Genomic DNA, 15,489 nt, shown 5'->3' on the forward strand with positions numbered 1-15,489 from the left:
ACTCAACTCCTGGGCTGGTAAGGCCCTTCATGCGATTGCCCTGCGCGTGCGCGCGTCGCACACGTGCGCCGCTTTCGCGCTAAAGTGGTGCCCGACCTCCACCCTCAGCCGCCGATCCGATGCTTACGCTCTCGCCCGCCGCCGCCCGCGCGCTGCATCTCGCCGCGCAGGGCCTGCTGACCCCGCCCCGCCGCAAGGCCACCAAGGCCGACGTGCTCGACACGATCCGCCGGATGGCGCAGTTACAGATCGATACGATTCACGTCGTCGCGCGCAGCCCGTACCTCGTGCTGTTCAGCCGTCTCGGCGACTTCTCTCCGCAGTGGCTCGACGAACATCTCGCCGAGGCGCGCCTGTTCGAATACTGGTCGCACGAAGCGTGCTTCCTGCCGGTCGAGCAATTCGGGCTGATGCGATACAAGATGCTCGATCCGTCGGGGATGGGCTGGAAATATGCGGCCGACTGGCACGCGCGGAACCGCGCCGACATCGAGCGGCTGCTCGCGCGGATTCGCGACGAAGGCCCCGTGCGGTCGGCCGATTTCATTCGCGAAGACGGCGCGAAAGGCAATGGATGGTGGGACCGCAAGCCCGAGAAAATGCACCTGGAGGTGCTGTTTACGACCGGTGAGCTGATGGTGTCCGAGCGCCGCAACTTTCAGCGGATCTACGACGTGCGCGAGCGCGTGCTGCCCGGCTGGGACGATGCGCGCGACCTGCCGCCGCGCGACGCGGTGCTGCCCGCGCTGCTCGACTACACGTGCCGCGCGCTCGGCATCGTGCGCGCGGACTGGGTGGCCGATTACTACCGGCTGCCGCGCCGTTCGTATCGCGCGGAGCTCGAGCAACTCGCGGACGCGGGCGAGCTGATTCCGGTGGAGATCGCCGACTGGAAGGAGGCGGCCTACGTGCATCGCTCGCTCGAAGCACTGCTGCCGGCCGCCGCGGCCGACACGCTGCGCTCGACGGTCACGACGCTGCTGTCGCCGTTCGATCCGGTGGTGTGGGACCGGCGCCGTGCATCGACGCTGTTCGGGTTCGACTACACGATCGAGTGCTATACGCCCGCGCACAAGCGGCGCTACGGCTATTTCTGCCTGCCGGTGCTGCATCGCGGCCGGCTGGTCGCACGCGTCGACGCGAAAGCGCATCGCGCGCTCGGCACGTTCGAATTGAAGGCGGTGCATGTCGAGCCGGGCGTGCGGTTCGGCACGGGGCTCGCGGCCGACGTCGCGAAGGCCGTGAAACGGCTGGCGGCGTGGCATGGCACGCCGGCGGTGACGGTCGCGCACGCGCCGCCGGCGCTCGCGAACGCGCTGGCCGGTACTTGATCCGCCGGCGCGGCACGACCGCGCGCCCGTTGCATGCGTTCGGGTCGGTACCGTTGTCGCCGCGCCGAAACACCGGCGCACCGCGCGGCAGCCCCCGTAAAGCCGCTACCGTTTAGCGGCAATCCAGCGGGCAATGCCCGGCCACGCGTCCTTCAGCGTGCGCGATCCCATGAACAGCCCGATATGCCCGCCCGGCACGAGCTGGCGCGTCACCTGCGACGCGGGCGTCCCCACCAGGTCCTGCGCGGCAAACACCTGCTCCTGCGTCGTGATGTCGTCGGCAGCGCCGGCAAGCAGATAAACGGGACACGTGATCGCCTTCAGGTCGAGCGTGCGCCCGAGCGCGACGAACGTGCCCTTCGCGAGCCGGTTCTCCTTGAAGATCTGCACGATCGCCTGCAGATACCAGCGTCCCGGCAGATCGATCGGACTTTCGTACCAGTTCGCGAATGCTTCGCGCTTGCGCAGGTAGTCTGCGTCGTCGAGGTGTTCGTACAGGTCGACATGCTCGGCGAGATAGTGCTGGTCGGGATGCATGTTCTTCCAGCCGCGCAGCATGAAACGCCCGCGCATCAGGCCGCCGCCCATCGTCACCAGTTCCTCGTAGAACGATGTCGGATACGCGTGCGCCATCCGCTTGATCGGACCGTCGCCCGCATCCGTGTCGATCGGCGCGCCCGCGAGCACGAGGCTCGCGACCTTGTGCGGAAAGCGCGCCGCATACATCGCGGACATCCACCCGCCCTGGCACAGTCCGACGAGATTCACGCGCCCGCCGAGCTCGTCGACGCATACATTCAGCTCGGCCAGGTACTGGTCGATCTCGAGATCCCGCATGTCCTCGGTCGCCGAGCGCCAGTCGGTCAGGTACACGTTCGTCACGCCGTGCTCGCGCAGCGTCTGCATCAGGCTCTGCCCCGGCTGATAGTCGGCGATCATCGCCCGGTGCCCCGCGTAGGGTGCGTCGACGATCGTCGGCAGCCCGTGCGCCGGCGCGACCGAATAATCGCGGAACGTCATCGTCCGCAGCTCCAGCAGCGCGCGGTTCGGCGACGCCAGCGCCGGATGCGGCTCGCAATGCAGCTTCTCCTCTTCCGCGGCGAAGCGCAGGTTGCGCGCGGTGAATTCCGAGCCGAGCCGGAACATCGCGGCGGCGGCGGCCATCGGCCAGAAAATCGGCAACGCCGGGGCGTTGGCGGGCGGCGCGGAAGGCGTGGACGGCGTGACTGTATCGGTATCGCTCGAATGCATCGAATTCCTTACCAGTAGAACGTGAACGGGAAAAGCCGTGCGCCGGGATGCGCGACGATCGTCCGCGCTGTGCCGACGACGCATCGCACGTCACCAGCGCTGCCGTGACGGATACGCACTTCGATGCGTCTACATCGATCGTCCGCTGCCGACGGCAATCGGCCATCGAACACCCGGTGCGACGATCGGTGAATTCATTCTGGTCCGTAACCGGAAACGATCGCTTGATCGCCGTCAATCGTTTCAGGTGAAATCCCGATAGCATGAAATCGCGCGATGACAATTCGATGGCCGCGGCGCGTGACCCGCCGACCTCGCGGCCGACATCGCGTCGCCACAGCGCACCGGCGACACCGGGCGACCTGCCTTCCGCCTCACATGCACATCCGCGAAATCCGCTCGAAGATCACCAGTACCTCGTCCACGCGCAAGATCACGAAGGCGATGGAAATGATGGCCCGCACCAAGATGGCGGGTGCGCAGCGGCGGGCGCGCGATTTCCGGCCCTATGCGGCGCGCATCCGGGAGATGGCCGAGCGCGTGCTGCGCGACCGGTCCGGCCACATCTCCGCGCTGATGGCGAGACGCACGCCCGTGCGCCGCGTCGGCCTGATCGTCGTCAGCACCGATCGCGGGCTGTGCGGCCCGCTCAACACGCGGCTGCTGGTCGAATGCGTGGATGCGCTCGAACGCTGGGACCGGGCCGGCGTCGCGTGCGAACTCAGCGTGATCGGTGCGCGCGGCATCGCACCGCTGATGCGCCACGGCGCGACCATCACCGCCCGCGCAAGCGGCCTCGCCGCCGCGCCGCAGTTCGAGCAACTGCTCGGCGCGCTGCTGGTGCCGCTCACCGCGTTCGTGAACGGCGAACTTGACGAGCTGCACATCGCGTACAACCAATTGACGAGCCCGCTCGCGTACTCGCCGCGCATCGACGCGGTGCTGCCGATCACCGGCCTCGACACCGGCGCGCCGTCCGGTGACACCGCGACGCCCGACTATCTGTACGAGCCCGCGCCGAAGCCGGCCGTGGACACCTTGCTGCTGCGCTACGTCGAGGCGACGCTCTACCAGGCCGTCGTCGAGAATTACGCGTGCGAGCAGTGCGCACGGATGTTCAGCATGCAGACCGCGACGGAGAACGCCGATCGCGTGCTGCGCGAGTTGCGGCACCTGTATCAGAAGACGCGCCAGGCGCAGATCACCACCGAGCTGTGCGAGATCGTCGCCGGCGCGGCGGCGGTCTGAAGGAGGAACGCATGCCGACGTCGATGAAGCTCGACATCCTCAGCGTGGAAGACGTGCTGTATTCGGGCGACGCACATTTCGTCGTCGTGCCGGGGGAAAGCGGGGAGCTGGGCATCTACCCGCATCATGCGCCGCTGCTCACGCGGCTGCGGCCCGGCGTCGTGACGCTCGTTGCCGCACCGGGCGGCGAGCACCGCCGCCTGCTCGTCGCGGGCGGCCTGCTGGAAGTCAGCCGCGACGGCGTGACGCTGATCGCCGATCACGCGCTGCGCACGCCCGAACTCGACGACCTGCGTGCCCGCGAAGCGCGGCAAGCGGCGGACGAGTGGCGCCGGCGCTTCGCGCACGAAAACCGGCGCGCCTTCGATTTCGCATCGGCGCGTGCGGAGTTGATGGACGAAATCCGGCGCTTCTTCGCGCTGGCGATGCACCGGCAGTCAACGCCGCACGACCCGCCGGGCGCCGCCGGCTAGGCCGGGCTGGCAACGCCCGCCGTGTCGTACGGCGGGCGCGCTCAGTCGCGCAGCTTGCGAAAACGCGGCGTGCCGTCCGGCAGGTTCTCGTTGAACATCGCTTCCGGCCGCACCCACAGGCCGCGCGCATGCGGCCACAGATGCTCGTACACGACCACCGATTCCTCGGTTTCGGAATGACGGGCGACGCCGATATAGCGATACAGCCCGCCCTTGTAGTGACGATGCGTGGCGAGCTGTTCGGCTTCCTGTTCGGTCATGATCTGCTTCCCTTCGGCAAAAACGAAAGCGCGTATTGTATGCGCTCGCCGCGCGTCAGCGCTTCGCGTAGATATCGGGGCGGCGAATCTCCATCAGCCGCTCGGGATTCGCGGACGGCCCGAAGCCGACCGGCCGGTACAGCGCGTGCGCATCGGTCGTCACGAGCATGATGCGGCGCAGGCTCTGCACCATCGGCTGCGCGAATACATGGTCGATCAGCGCGCGGCCATAGCCGTTGCCCCGTTCGGCCGGCAACACGAATACATCGCACAGATACGCGAACGTCGCGTGGTCGGTCACGAGCCGCGCGAACCCGACGAGCCGGTCGCCGACGTACGCGCCGAAACACAGCGAGCCGTCGATCGCGCGCTCGACGACGTCGCGCGGAATGCCCTGCGACCAGTACGCATCGCGGTGCAGGAAATCGAAGATCGCGTCGATGTCGAGTTCGCGCTTGTCGGTGGAAAATCTCAGCGTGGCGGGTGTGGCTGCGGGCACGTCGGCTCTCCGGTCAGGTCGGGGGCGGAGCAGCAACGATAGCGCGGCGCCGGGTGGGCGGCAAGCGACGCCCACGCACGGTCGCATCGATCCCGCCCCCCGCCCCTTGCCGACGACATGCCGGCAACGCCCGATCGACTTTGCAGCGCTTCAGCGGCAGCGGCCGGGCCGCCACGCTCCGCGTCACCTCGTGCGTGTGAGGGGTCGATTTCCAGGTCGGGGCACGCCGGCATGTCCACGCCCGGACGTCGTCGAATCAGGTAGCCTGTGCGAGCCCCATTGCGGCCACGCATACCGACCACGACAGACTGGAAGGAGACACCCCGATGCCTGCCCTCGACCGTACGCCCGCGCACCGCGCTGCGTTCCTGCTGGCCGCCGCCGCGCTCGCCTGCGCGACGCTGCCGGCCGCAGCCGCCGAACTCCGCGTGATGATCTCCGGCGGCTTCACCGCCGCATACAAACAGCTCGGCCCGCGCTTCACCGCGTCGTCCGGCGACACGCTCGACACGATCTCCGGCCCGTCGATGGGCGCCTCGAAGGAAGCGATTCCGAACCGCCTCGCGCGCGGCGAGCAGGCCGACGTGCTGATCATGGTCGGCTACGCGCTCGACCAACTGATCAAGGCAGGCAAGGTGATCCCCGCGTCGCGCGTCGAGCTCGCCGATTCACGGATCGGCATGGTCGTGCGCGCCGGTGCGCCGACGCCCGACATCGGCACCGTCGACAAGCTGAAGGCCGTGCTGCTGCACGCGAAATCGATCGCGTATTCGGACAGCGCGAGCGGCGTCTACATCGAAAAGGAAATGTTCCGGAAGCTCGGCGTCGAGGATCAGGTGAAGCCGAAGGCGTCGATGGTGCCGCGCATTCCGGTCGCGTCGGTCGTCGCGAACGGCGACTACGAACTCGGCTTCCAGCAGGTCAGCGAGCTGCTGCCGATTCCCGGCGTCACCTACGCGGGCAAGGTGCCCGAATCGGTGCAGTCCGTCACGCGCTTCGCGGGCGGCATTCCGGTCGATGCCGCGCATCCGGACGACGCGAAGCAGTTGCTCGACTATCTCGCGTCGCCGCAGGCGCAACCGGTCGTGCAGGCAACCGGGCTCGATTCGGTGATATCGTCGCCGTCTCGATGAACCTGCCGCCTCGCTTCATGCCCTATCGACTCATCGCGTTCGACTTCGACGGCACCCTCGCCGATTCGCTCGACTGCTTTCTCGCGGCGCTCACGGAGGCGTCTCGCCTGCACGGCTTTCGCGACGCGACGCCCGAACTGCGCCCCGCGCTGCGCGGGATGTCGGCACGCGAGATCATCCGCGCGCTCGAGGTGCCGATGTGGAAAGTGCCGCGCGTGACGCTCGACATGCGCCGGCTGATGCGGCCGCACATCGCGCACGTGAAGCTGTTCCCCGGCGTCGACGCGACCTTCGACGCACTTGCCGCGCGCAGCATCCGCATCGCGATCGCGACGTCGAACACCGAGGACATCGTGCGCGACCGGCTCGGCCCGCACGCGAGCCGCCGCGTCGATACGTTCGCGTGCGGCATTCCGCTGTTCGGCAAGGCACGCCGGCTGCGCGCGCTCGTGCGCGAAGCGGGCATGCCGCCCGACGACGTGCTGTACGTCGGCGATGAAATCCGCGATGCCGAAGCGGCACGCCGTGCGCGGATCGCCTTCCAGGGCGTCGCATGGGGTTACACGGCCCCCGATGCGTTGCAGGCGCATTGCGCGACGCCGTTGCTGCCGCATCTCGACGCATTGCTCGACCGCGTGTAAGCGTGCCGCGCGCATCGCGCGTGCGATTCCACGCGTCGCGTCGCGCCATCACCCGAAGCCCCCGCCCGCACGACGATGAAACGCCGATGACGCGCGCGGCTATCGCGGCTATCGCGGCTATCGCGGCCATCGCGGCCATCGCAGGCGCGTCGCGCACGCAAAAATTGCCGCCACGATGTGCCCGACAGGTACGCACTACCGGTCCGCGCGCATGCCCATCGATTCGTCTTACCAACCGTTACACAAACCACAGCGCGGTTGCACCTGCTACCTGAGCGCTCTCCTAGAATCAGTCGGGCCGGGAAACACTTCGAACGCCGCCGCGGCAGAGCGACGATCGAGCCCGGCCCGGGCGCGCCCGGTCTCTCGCACAGCTGCGGATCACGCGATCCGTCCGTTAATCAGAGCCCCGATCGAAAGGAGGTCCCATGAACCGCTTTCCCCAACTCTCGCGCCTTGCATTGTCTGCCGCCGGCCTGCTTCTCGTCGCCGTGACGGCGACCGCGCAAACCGCGCAACCGGCGCCGTCCGCACCGGCCGCCGCCACGCAAACGCGTATCCACGAAGCCGACCAGACGTTCATCACGGACGGCACGAAAACCGTGTCGACCCAGCACGACGCCGCACGCATCGCCGATTCGCGCACGTCGGACAGCCAGGTGAAGGCGTTCGCGCAACGCGTGTCGACCGACGATGAAAAGATCATCCAGGCGATGCGCGCGGCCAGCCCGCGCGGCGTCGACGTTCCGGCCAACGATCCCGACACCGCCGTGCTGGACAGCATCAAGAACCTGCGCGGCGCGGAATTCGACAAGGCGTACATCGAGCAGGTCGCGCTCGCCGGCCAGCAAAAGGCGATCTCGGCATTCCAGGCCGAAATCGCGTCGGGCCGCGACACGAAGCTGAAGGAAGTCGCGCGCCAGGCGCTGCCGATCCTGCAGGCGCACTACGCGTCCGCGCAGAAGCTTGCGCAGCGTCATCACCTCGCATCGGCGCAGTAACGCGCTACCCCGCCGCGCATCGCGCGCGGCACGCCGCTTCCCCCCTCGTCGCGTCGCCGCCCCCCTCTCCGGCGGCGCGACGCCTGCGGCACCCGCTTCGCGTCAGAGCGCGAGCTTCGCCCGCAACCGCTCGCTCACGTCCGGCCATTCGTCGTCGATGATGCTGAAGCGCACCGAATTGCGCTTGCGGCCGTCGGGCATGATCCGCTCGTGACGCACGATCCCTTCCTGCTTCGCGCCGAGCCGCAGAATCGCCGCGCGTGACTGCTCGTTCAGCTCGTCGGTCGTGAACTGCACGCGCACGCAGTGCAGCGTGTCGAACGCGTACGCGAGCAGCAGCCATTTCGCTTCGGTATTCGCGCGCGTGCGCTGCGCCGATGCGCTCAGCCACGTATGGCCGATCTCGAGCTTGCGATGCTTGCGGTCGATCTTCCAGAAACGCGTGCTGCCGATCGCGCGGCCCGACGCGCGATCGACGATCACGAACGGCATCACGGTGCCGGCCGCGCGGCCTTGCAGCGCGGTGTCGAGATAGGCGTCGATCGTGTCTTCACCCGGCACGACCGTGACCTTCAGATTCCACAGCTCACCGTCCGCGGCGGCATCGAGCAGCGCCTGCCGGTCGGATGCGTCGAGCGGCCGCAGTACCACGCGCTCGCCGGTGAGGGTCGGTTGTTCGAGGGAAGATGAAGCGTCGGTCATGACGGGTTCCGTTTCCGTGAAAGGGACGAGGCGGCTGACGCCGCGCGCGGCGCAACACCCATCATACGACCGTCGTCAGCCGGGCAGCGCGGCAAGCCGTTCGCGAATCGCCTGCGCTTCGCCGCGCAGCGCCTCGGCGAAAGCGTCGACGAGCAGGCTCTTCGGCCGGTGCTCGGGCACGATCACGCTGACGCGATACGGAAACGAGCGCGTGAGCGGCCGCACGTGCAGGTCGCGCCCGACGAAATCGAGCGCGGTCAGCGGATTGACGATCGCGGCGCCGAGGCCCTGCCGCACGAACGCGCACACCGACACGGCCGACGGTGTCTCCACCACCGAACGCGGCGCGACGCCGAGCTGCGCGAACGCCTCGTCGATCAGGATCCGGTACGGGTCGTTCAGCGACAGGCTCACGAACGGACGATCGGCGAGATCCGCGAGATCGATCGCGCGCTGCGCGAGCAGCGGATGGCCGTCCGGCAGCACGCACACCTCGTCGACTTCGAGCAGCGGCGCGAGCACGGTGCCGGCCGGCGCGACGTCGTGTTCGGTCAGCCCGAGATCGTAGCGCTGCGCGGTCAGCCACTCCTCGAGCACCGGCGACTCCTGCGTCGCGACGGACACGCTGACGCCTGCATGCGCCGCATGGAAGCGCCGGCAGGCGCCGGGCAGGATCGCGTGCGAAAACGCCGGCAGCGCGATCACCGACAACTGGCCGTCGCGAAACTCGCGCAGCCGCGCGGCCGTCGCCGCGACGCGCTCGAGCCCCACATACGCGAGCCGCACGTCGTCGAACAGCGTGAGCGCGGCCATCGTCGGCCGCAGCCGGCCATGCGAGCGCTCGAACAGCGCGAAGCCGACCACCTGCTCCATCCGCGCGAGCTCGCGGCTGATCGTGGGCTGCGACGTATAGAGCATCTCGGCCGCGCGCGTGGTGCTGCCGGTGACCATCAGCGCGCGGAAGACCTCGATGTGCCGGTGTGTGAGCATGGCCTTCTATATCAATAATGAATCGAATGTCGATAAACAGGCATTTTACTGTATAGCCGTTCAGGCGCATCATTCACGCTATCCGTTCATTCGATCCGCTCATTCGATTCCTCCGCCATGTCCCTCGATTCCCGCCAGCTCGCGACGCTCGCGCAGCAATACGGCACCCCGCTGTGGGTGTACGACGCCGACGTCATCCGCGACCGCATCGCCCAACTGCGCCAGTTCGACGTGATCCGCTATGCGCAGAAGGCGAACTCGAACCTGCATATCCTGAAGCTGATGCGCGACGAAGGCGCATGCGTCGACGCCGTATCGCTCGGCGAGATCGAGCGCAGCCTCGCGGCGGGGTTCAGCCCGGCGGGCGAGCCGGAAGGCGTCGTGTTCACGGCCGACCTGATCGACCGTCCGACGCTCGCGGCCGTGCTGAAGCACGGCGTGACCGTGAACGCCGGCTCGCTCGACATGCTCGCGCGCGTCGGCGAGCATGCGCCCGGCCACCGCGTGTGGCTGCGCGTGAATCCCGGCTTCGGCCACGGCCACAGCAACAAGACCAACACCGGCGGCCCGCAGAGCAAGCACGGGATCTGGATCGACGACGTGCCGCGCGCGATCGAGATCGTGCGCCAGTACGGGCTGAAGCTGGTCGGCATCCACATGCATATCGGCTCGGGCGTCGACTACGGCCACCTGTCGCAGGTGTGCGACGCGATGGTCGACCTCGTCACGTCGCTCGGCCACGACATCGAAGCGATCTCCGCCGGCGGCGGGCTGTCGATTCCGTATCGCGACGGCGAGCCGCGCGTCGACGTCGGTCACTACTTCAGCCAGTGGGATGCCGCGCGCAAGCGGATCGAACGGCATCTCGGCCACGCGGTGCGCATCGAGATCGAGCCGGGCCGCTTCCTCGTCGCCGAGGCCGGCACGCTCGTCACCGAAGTGCAGGCCGTGAACCGCCGCCCGCAGCACGACTTCGTGCTGATCGACGCGGGCTTCAACGACCTGATGCGTCCGTCGATGTACGGCAGCTACCACGCGATGTCCGTGCACGCGCAGGATGGCGCGCTGCCGGCCGGCCGGCCGCTCGTCGACATCGCGATCGCGGGGCCGCTGTGCGAATCCGGCGACGTGTTCACGCAGGACGCGGGCGGCGTGGTCACGCACCGCAAGCTCGCGCAGCCGCAGATCGGCGACCTGCTGTTCCTGCACGATGCGGGCGCGTACGGTGCGTCGATGTCCTCGAACTACAACAGCCGGCCGCTCGCGCCGGAAGTGCTCGTCGATCGCGGCACGCCGCGGCTGATCCGCCGCCGGCAGACGATCGACGAACTGCTCGCGCTCGAAACGTTCGAGTAACACGCGCATTCGCACGGCGTTCGACGAACCGGACGCCAACGGCCAGGCTTGCCGCGATCGGCATGCCTGGCCGTTTTGCTTTTCGGCGGCCGTCCCGGGAGCAACCGATCGACCACGCCGTAGCACCTGATGCTGCGCACCCCGTGCAACCGCAGTAGATCGCATGCATCGCGCTCCATCCACGGAGAAAAACATTCCACGCCACGTGGAAAGTCCGTGCAATTTTGGAAGCACTTTCCTTTTTGACAAAACTAAGATTGCCCTCAGTCGTTCAGCATTTGCGTCACCGGATACGCATCGACGATGCAGCCGGTCTACCCCACTCGCAAGCCGCACGGGCACTCATGAACACGATGCTTGAACTCTTCGCCGCGCACCGCTACGCCACCGTGCGCGAACGCATGCCGTAACGCATCGCGGCACACGGCGCGCGCCTCTCCGCCGTCTCTCGCCGCACCTTTTTCCCGCGCCGCATACCGCTGCGGCCCGCTTCCCGCCCACGGCGACGCCGCCCGTCGCCGCGGCCGCGCGCACCCTGAATTTTCGACAACAACGTTTCGACCACCTCCGGAGACAACCATGAAGCACTTCACCCCGACGCTCAAGCAAGGCCTCGTCGCCGCCCTCCTCTGCGTGGCGGCCACGGCATCGCACGCGGCGGACCTGCTCGACACCGTCAAGCAGGCCGGCGTGCTGAAGATCGCGCTCGAAGGCACCTACCCGCCGTTCGACTATCGCAATGCGGACGGGCAGCTCGAAGGGTTCGACGTCGACGTCGCGAAGGCGGTCGCCGCGCGGCTCGGCGTGAAGCCGCAGTTCGTCACGACCGAATGGAGCGGGATTCTCGCCGGGCTGCAGGCCGGCAAGTTCGACGTGATCGTCAACCAGGTCGCCATCACGCCGTCGCGCCAGCAGGCACTCGACTTCAGCACGCCGTATGTGTATTCGTCCGCGCAGCTGCTGCAACGCCAGAACGACACGCGTGCGTTCAAGTCGCTCGACGAGCTGAAGGGCAAGAAGGTCGGCGTGACGATGGGCAGCAACTACGTCGACCTCGTGAAGACGGTGCCCGCGGTCGACCTGCAGGTCTATCCGGGCACGCCGGAGAACCTGCGCGACCTCGCGGCCGGCCGTATCGACGCGGCGGTCAACGACCGCCTGATGCTGAGCTACCTGATCAAGAACTCGCGCCTGCCGCTGCGCCCGGGCGCCGTGCTCGCCGGCGGCGAGGACCGGATGGGCATCCCGTTCCGCAAGGGCAATCCGAAGTTCGCGAAGGCGATCGACGACGCGGTCGCGTCGCTGCAGCAGGACGGCACGCTGAAGAAGATCTCGATGCAGTGGTTCGGCTCGGACACGACGAAGCCGGTCGCGCAATAACGCAGCCGTCACGCGCCCGCGCGCTCGAACGCGCGGGCCGGCCGCCACCTGGCCGACACACAAGCGGCACACGACACACAATCAGGAGACACGCGATGGAAGCACTCGATCTGGTCATTCAAACCCTGCCCGTGATGGTGAAGGGCGCGCTGTTCACGCTGAAGTTCGCGGTGGCGTCGATGGCGCTCGGCCTCGTCGTCGGGCTCGTCGTCGCGATCATGCGGATCGGCAGCAACCGGTTCGCGTCCGGTCTCGCGCAGGGCTACGTCAGCCTGATGCGCGGCACGCCGCTGCTCGTGCAGATGTTCGTCGTCTACTACGGGCTGCCCGATCTCGGCATCACGCTCGACCCGACGACGGCCGGCATCTTCACGCTGACGCTCAACGCCGGCGCGTACCTGTCGGAAAGCATGCGCGGCGCGATCCTCGGCATCGGCCGCGGGCAATGGGCGGCCGCGCACAGCCTCGGCCTCACGCACGTGCAGACGCTGCGCTACATCGTCTGCCCGCAGGCACTGCGCCTCGCGGTGCCGAGCCTCGGCAACACGCTGATCAGCCTGATCAAGGACACGTCGCTGGTGTCCGTGATCACCGTCACCGAGCTGCTGCGCTCGACGCAGGAAGTGATCGCCGCGACGTTCCAGCCGCTGCCGCTCTACCTCGCGGCCGCCGCGATCTACTGGGTGCTGAGCACGCTGCTCACGCGCCTGCAGGGCCGCGTCGAGACACGCCTGTCGCTGCCGTCCACGCATTGAACCCACGCACGTCAGTCAACCCGAACCTCAACCACGGACAACCATGATTACGCTCGACAACGTCTCGAAGTGGTATGGCAAGCATCAGGTCCTTTCCGCATGCAGCGCGGCGGTATCGAAAGGCGAAGTGGTCGTCGTCTGCGGGCCGTCGGGCTCCGGCAAGTCGACGCTGATCAAGACGATCAACGGTCTCGAGCCGTTCCAGAAGGGCAGCATCGTCGTCGACGGCATGCGGCTCGGCGATCCCGCCGCGAAACTCGCGCAACTGCGCGCGCGGGTCGGCATGGTGTTCCAGCATTTCGAGCTGTTTCCGCACCTGTCGATCACCGACAACCTGACGCTCGCGCAGGTCAAGGTACTCGGCCGCCGCAAGGACGAAGCGATCGAGAAGGCGATGAAGCTGCTCGATCGCGTCGGCCTGAAGGCGCATGCGCACAAGTTTCCGGGCCAGCTGTCGGGCGGCCAGCAGCAGCGGGTCGCGATCGCGCGCGCGCTCTCGATGAACCCGGTCGCGATGCTGTTCGACGAGCCGACCTCCGCGCTCGACCCGGAGATGATCAACGAAGTGCTCGACGTGATGGTCGAACTCGCGCGCGACGGCATGACGATGGTGTGCGTCACGCACGAGATGGGCTTCGCGAGGAAGGTCGCGCATCGGGTGATCTTCATGGACCAGGGCGCGGTGGTCGAGGACGCGGCGAGCGATGCGTTCTTCGCCGCGCCGCGCTCCGAACGCGCGCGCGACTTCCTCGACAAGATCCTGCACTGACCGCGCGACGGCCTCGCCGCGATTTGACCGACTTTCAAAGGACGACATCTTGAACCAACCGCACTCGACCGACACCCTGCTCGCTCACGAAGGCCGCGCGCACGGCCAGCCCGGCTCGCCGGTGAACCCGCCCGTGTATCGCCAGTCGACACTGCTCTTTCACGGCACCGACGCGCTCGACGCGGTGCGCGGCACGCCGCTCGCATACGGACGCCACGGCAGCCCGACCACGCGGGCGCTCGAAAAGGCGCTCGCGCGCCTCGAAGGCGCGCACGCCGCGCTGCTGACGCCGAGCGGGCTCAGCGCGATCACGACCGCGCTGCTCGCGGTGCTGAATCCCGGCGACCATCTGCTGATGGCCGACTCGGTGTACGACCCGACCCGCGCGTTCTGCGACGAGACGCTCGCCCGCCTCGGCATCGAGACGACCTACTACGATCCGTCGATCGGCGCCGGCATCGCGTCGCTGATGCGGCCGAACACGCGCGCGGTCTTTACCGAATCGCCGGGCTCGCTGACCTTCGAGGTGCAGGATATCCCCGCGATCTGCCGCGTCGCGCACCAGCACGATGCGGTCGTGCTGCTCGACAACACGTGGGGCACGCCGCTGAACTTCCGCTCGTTCTCGCACGGCGTCGACGTGTCGCTTCACGCGGCGACCAAATACATCGCCGGACACTCCGACGTGCTGATGGGCGTGATCCTGACGACCGAGGCGCTCGCGCGGAAAGTCACGCGCTGCTACCGGCAGCTCGGGATGACCGTCAGCGGCGACGATGCGTATCTCGCGCTGCGCGGCCTGCGCACGCTGTCGGTGCGCCTCGAACGCCACCAGCGCAACGCGCACGTGCTGACCGAATGGCTCGCGCGGCAGCCGGAAGTCGCTCGGATCCTGTATCCGGCCCGGCCGGGCGATGCCGGCCATGCGCTGTGGCAGCGCGACTTCACGGGCGCGTGCGGTCTGTTCGGGCTGGTGCTCCATCCGCAGCCCGACGAGGCGGTGCGCGCGCTGCTCGACGGCATGACGTGCTTCGGCATGGGCTACAGCTGGGGCGGCTTCGAAAGCCTGATCATCCCGTCGAATCCGTCGCGTCACCGCACCGCGACCCAATGGCAGGCGGCCGGCCCGCTGCTGCGCATCCACGCGGGGCTCGAGCATCCGGACGACATGATCGCCGACCTCGACGCCGGCTTCGCGAGACTGCGTGCCGCCGCGGCCGCGCTCGCGGAAGCCTGACATCGGGAACCTCACACGCATCCCCCCTTTTTCTTCAACGTTCGACCACCACTGATAGCGAGGCCATCATGAAAGACACGCTGTTCATTCTCCGCCCGGGCTTTTTCAAGGACTCCGAAGGTCCGTTCTACTGCGGCGATTCGGTTGCCGTCGAAGGGTTGCTGAGCTTCTATCCGCAGTTGCGCGACGCCGTCGCGGTCGAGTACGTCGACGCGCCGCGGCCGCGCCGGCCGATCGTCGCGCTGATCGGCGAGGACAACCAGTCGGCACCGGTGCTCGTGCTCGGCGACGGACAGGCGCCCAAGGATGACGCGGTCGGGATTCGCGAACACAACGGCCGCCGCTTCATCGATTCGCCGGCCGATATCCGGCGCTACCTGTCCTCGCAATACGGCGTCGCGCACGTCGCGTAAGCACGCCGGCGCCCGATGTCGACGGGCGCCGCCGAACGGGGCGCGCGGCA

Annotated in this window: 17 protein-coding genes; 12 read left to right on the forward strand and 5 right to left on the reverse strand. The window is 67.9% G+C overall.

What is annotated here, in order from left to right:
- Positions 1–119: 119 nt before the first annotated feature.
- Positions 120–1,331: a winged helix-turn-helix domain-containing protein gene (locus U5771_RS24255; RefSeq protein WP_322026298.1), complete on the forward strand. Its 1,212-nt coding sequence runs from the start codon at positions 120–122 to the stop codon at positions 1,329–1,331.
- A gap of 105 nt (positions 1,332–1,436) precedes the next feature.
- Here U5771_RS24255 and U5771_RS24260 read toward each other — a convergent pair whose 3' ends face one another.
- Complete coding sequence (locus U5771_RS24260) at positions 1,437–2,582, reverse strand: alpha/beta fold hydrolase (RefSeq protein ID WP_415859427.1); 1,146 nt, start codon at positions 2,580–2,582, stop codon at positions 1,437–1,439.
- A 378-nt stretch (positions 2,583–2,960) separates the two neighbouring features.
- Between U5771_RS24260 and atpG the strand changes: the two genes are divergently transcribed.
- Both atpG and atpC read left to right on the forward strand, forming a co-directional pair.
- Positions 2,961–3,830 carry an ATP synthase F1 subunit gamma gene (gene atpG / locus U5771_RS24265; RefSeq protein WP_322026299.1) on the forward strand — a complete coding sequence of 290 codons (870 nt, stop codon included), beginning with the start codon at positions 2,961–2,963 and terminating at the stop codon, positions 3,828–3,830.
- A gap of 11 nt (positions 3,831–3,841) precedes the next feature.
- On the forward strand, positions 3,842–4,303 hold the full coding sequence (atpC, locus tag U5771_RS24270) for an ATP synthase F1 subunit epsilon (protein ID WP_322026300.1): 462 nt from the start codon (positions 3,842–3,844) through the stop codon (positions 4,301–4,303).
- Between the two features lie 41 nt (positions 4,304–4,344).
- Here atpC and U5771_RS24275 read toward each other — a convergent pair whose 3' ends face one another.
- Together U5771_RS24275 and U5771_RS24280 are read right to left on the reverse strand one after the other, a co-directional pair.
- Positions 4,345–4,563, reverse strand: coding sequence for a DUF1653 domain-containing protein (locus tag U5771_RS24275; RefSeq protein ID WP_006751720.1), 219 nt, complete (start codon positions 4,561–4,563; stop codon positions 4,345–4,347).
- 55 nt (positions 4,564–4,618) lie between these two features.
- Positions 4,619–5,062: a GNAT family N-acetyltransferase gene (locus U5771_RS24280; RefSeq protein WP_322026301.1), complete on the reverse strand. Its 444-nt coding sequence runs from the start codon at positions 5,060–5,062 to the stop codon at positions 4,619–4,621.
- 326 nt (positions 5,063–5,388) lie between these two features.
- On the opposite strand from U5771_RS24280, the gene U5771_RS24285 reads away from it, so the two are divergent.
- The 3 genes from U5771_RS24285 to U5771_RS24295 all read left to right on the forward strand — a co-directional run bounded on the left by U5771_RS24285 (position 5,389) and on the right by U5771_RS24295 (position 7,837).
- Entirely contained in the window at positions 5,389–6,195 is an 807-nt protein-coding gene (locus tag U5771_RS24285) for a substrate-binding domain-containing protein (protein WP_322026302.1), read from the forward strand.
- Positions 6,196–6,212: 17 nt separating this feature from the next.
- Complete coding sequence (locus tag U5771_RS24290; RefSeq protein ID WP_322026303.1) at positions 6,213–6,836, forward strand: HAD hydrolase-like protein; 624 nt, start codon at positions 6,213–6,215, stop codon at positions 6,834–6,836.
- A 428-nt stretch (positions 6,837–7,264) separates the two neighbouring features.
- Positions 7,265–7,837 (forward strand): DUF4142 domain-containing protein, encoded by a 573-nt coding sequence (locus U5771_RS24295; RefSeq protein WP_322026304.1) that lies wholly within the window; start codon positions 7,265–7,267, stop codon positions 7,835–7,837.
- 102 nt (positions 7,838–7,939) lie between these two features.
- On the opposite strand, the gene U5771_RS24300 is transcribed toward U5771_RS24295, so the two are convergent.
- Both U5771_RS24300 and U5771_RS24305 read right to left on the reverse strand, forming a co-directional pair.
- The gene (locus U5771_RS24300; protein WP_322026305.1) at positions 7,940–8,539 is read right to left on the reverse strand and encodes a GNAT family protein; all 600 of its coding nucleotides are present in this window, start codon (positions 8,537–8,539) and stop codon (positions 7,940–7,942) included.
- A gap of 75 nt (positions 8,540–8,614) precedes the next feature.
- Positions 8,615–9,529, reverse strand: coding sequence for a LysR family transcriptional regulator (locus tag U5771_RS24305; RefSeq protein WP_322026306.1), 915 nt, complete (start codon positions 9,527–9,529; stop codon positions 8,615–8,617).
- A gap of 117 nt (positions 9,530–9,646) precedes the next feature.
- Between U5771_RS24305 and lysA the strand changes: the two genes are divergently transcribed.
- The 6 genes from lysA (at position 9,647) to U5771_RS24335 (ending at position 15,439) form a co-directional block, all read left to right on the forward strand.
- A complete protein-coding gene (lysA, locus tag U5771_RS24310; protein ID WP_322026307.1) occupies positions 9,647–10,885 on the forward strand; it encodes a diaminopimelate decarboxylase in 1,239 nt (412 codons plus the stop codon).
- Positions 10,886–11,464: 579 nt separating this feature from the next.
- The gene (locus U5771_RS24315; protein WP_322026308.1) at positions 11,465–12,265 is read left to right on the forward strand and encodes a transporter substrate-binding domain-containing protein; all 801 of its coding nucleotides are present in this window, start codon (positions 11,465–11,467) and stop codon (positions 12,263–12,265) included.
- Between the two features lie 95 nt (positions 12,266–12,360).
- Positions 12,361–13,020 carry an amino acid ABC transporter permease gene (locus U5771_RS24320; RefSeq protein WP_322026309.1) on the forward strand — a complete coding sequence of 220 codons (660 nt, stop codon included), beginning with the start codon at positions 12,361–12,363 and terminating at the stop codon, positions 13,018–13,020.
- Between the two features lie 43 nt (positions 13,021–13,063).
- Entirely contained in the window at positions 13,064–13,789 is a 726-nt protein-coding gene (locus U5771_RS24325; RefSeq protein WP_322026310.1) for an amino acid ABC transporter ATP-binding protein, read from the forward strand.
- A gap of 49 nt (positions 13,790–13,838) precedes the next feature.
- Complete coding sequence (gene metC, locus U5771_RS24330; RefSeq protein ID WP_322026311.1) at positions 13,839–15,026, forward strand: cystathionine beta-lyase; 1,188 nt, start codon at positions 13,839–13,841, stop codon at positions 15,024–15,026.
- A 68-nt stretch (positions 15,027–15,094) separates the two neighbouring features.
- Complete coding sequence (locus U5771_RS24335) at positions 15,095–15,439, forward strand: DUF3088 domain-containing protein (RefSeq protein WP_322026312.1); 345 nt, start codon at positions 15,095–15,097, stop codon at positions 15,437–15,439.
- Positions 15,440–15,489 lie beyond the last annotated feature (50 nt).

Source organism: Burkholderia sp. BCC1977 (genome assembly GCF_905339595.1).
Lineage (GTDB): Bacteria > Pseudomonadota > Gammaproteobacteria > Burkholderiales > Burkholderiaceae > Burkholderia.

Excerpts from the sequence above, each read along its gene's own strand:
- U5771_RS24335 (WP_322026312.1), top strand. The coding sequence starts at position 15,095 with ATGAAAGACACGCTGTTCATTCTCCGCCCGGGCTTTTTCAAGGACTCC.
- U5771_RS24255 (WP_322026298.1), top strand. The coding sequence starts at position 120 with ATGCTTACGCTCTCGCCCGCCGCCGCCCGCGCGCTGCATCTCGCCGCG.
- U5771_RS24315 (WP_322026308.1), top strand. The coding sequence starts at position 11,465 with ATGAAGCACTTCACCCCGACGCTCAAGCAAGGCCTCGTCGCCGCCCTC.
- U5771_RS24325 (WP_322026310.1), top strand. The coding sequence starts at position 13,064 with ATGATTACGCTCGACAACGTCTCGAAGTGGTATGGCAAGCATCAGGTC.
- U5771_RS24300 (WP_322026305.1), bottom strand. The coding sequence starts at position 8,539 with ATGACCGACGCTTCATCTTCCCTCGAACAACCGACCCTCACCGGCGAG.
- U5771_RS24295 (WP_322026304.1), top strand. The coding sequence starts at position 7,265 with ATGAACCGCTTTCCCCAACTCTCGCGCCTTGCATTGTCTGCCGCCGGC.
- U5771_RS24305 (WP_322026306.1), bottom strand. The coding sequence starts at position 9,529 with ATGCTCACACACCGGCACATCGAGGTCTTCCGCGCGCTGATGGTCACC.
- atpG (WP_322026299.1), top strand. The coding sequence starts at position 2,961 with ATGCACATCCGCGAAATCCGCTCGAAGATCACCAGTACCTCGTCCACG.
- lysA (WP_322026307.1), top strand. The coding sequence starts at position 9,647 with ATGTCCCTCGATTCCCGCCAGCTCGCGACGCTCGCGCAGCAATACGGC.
- atpC (WP_322026300.1), top strand. The coding sequence starts at position 3,842 with ATGCCGACGTCGATGAAGCTCGACATCCTCAGCGTGGAAGACGTGCTG.
- U5771_RS24285 (WP_322026302.1), top strand. The coding sequence starts at position 5,389 with ATGCCTGCCCTCGACCGTACGCCCGCGCACCGCGCTGCGTTCCTGCTG.
- U5771_RS24320 (WP_322026309.1), top strand. The coding sequence starts at position 12,361 with ATGGAAGCACTCGATCTGGTCATTCAAACCCTGCCCGTGATGGTGAAG.
- U5771_RS24260 (WP_415859427.1), bottom strand. The coding sequence starts at position 2,582 with ATGCATTCGAGCGATACCGATACAGTCACGCCGTCCACGCCTTCCGCG.
- U5771_RS24290 (WP_322026303.1), top strand. The coding sequence starts at position 6,213 with ATGCCCTATCGACTCATCGCGTTCGACTTCGACGGCACCCTCGCCGAT.
- U5771_RS24275 (WP_006751720.1), bottom strand. The coding sequence starts at position 4,563 with ATGACCGAACAGGAAGCCGAACAGCTCGCCACGCATCGTCACTACAAG.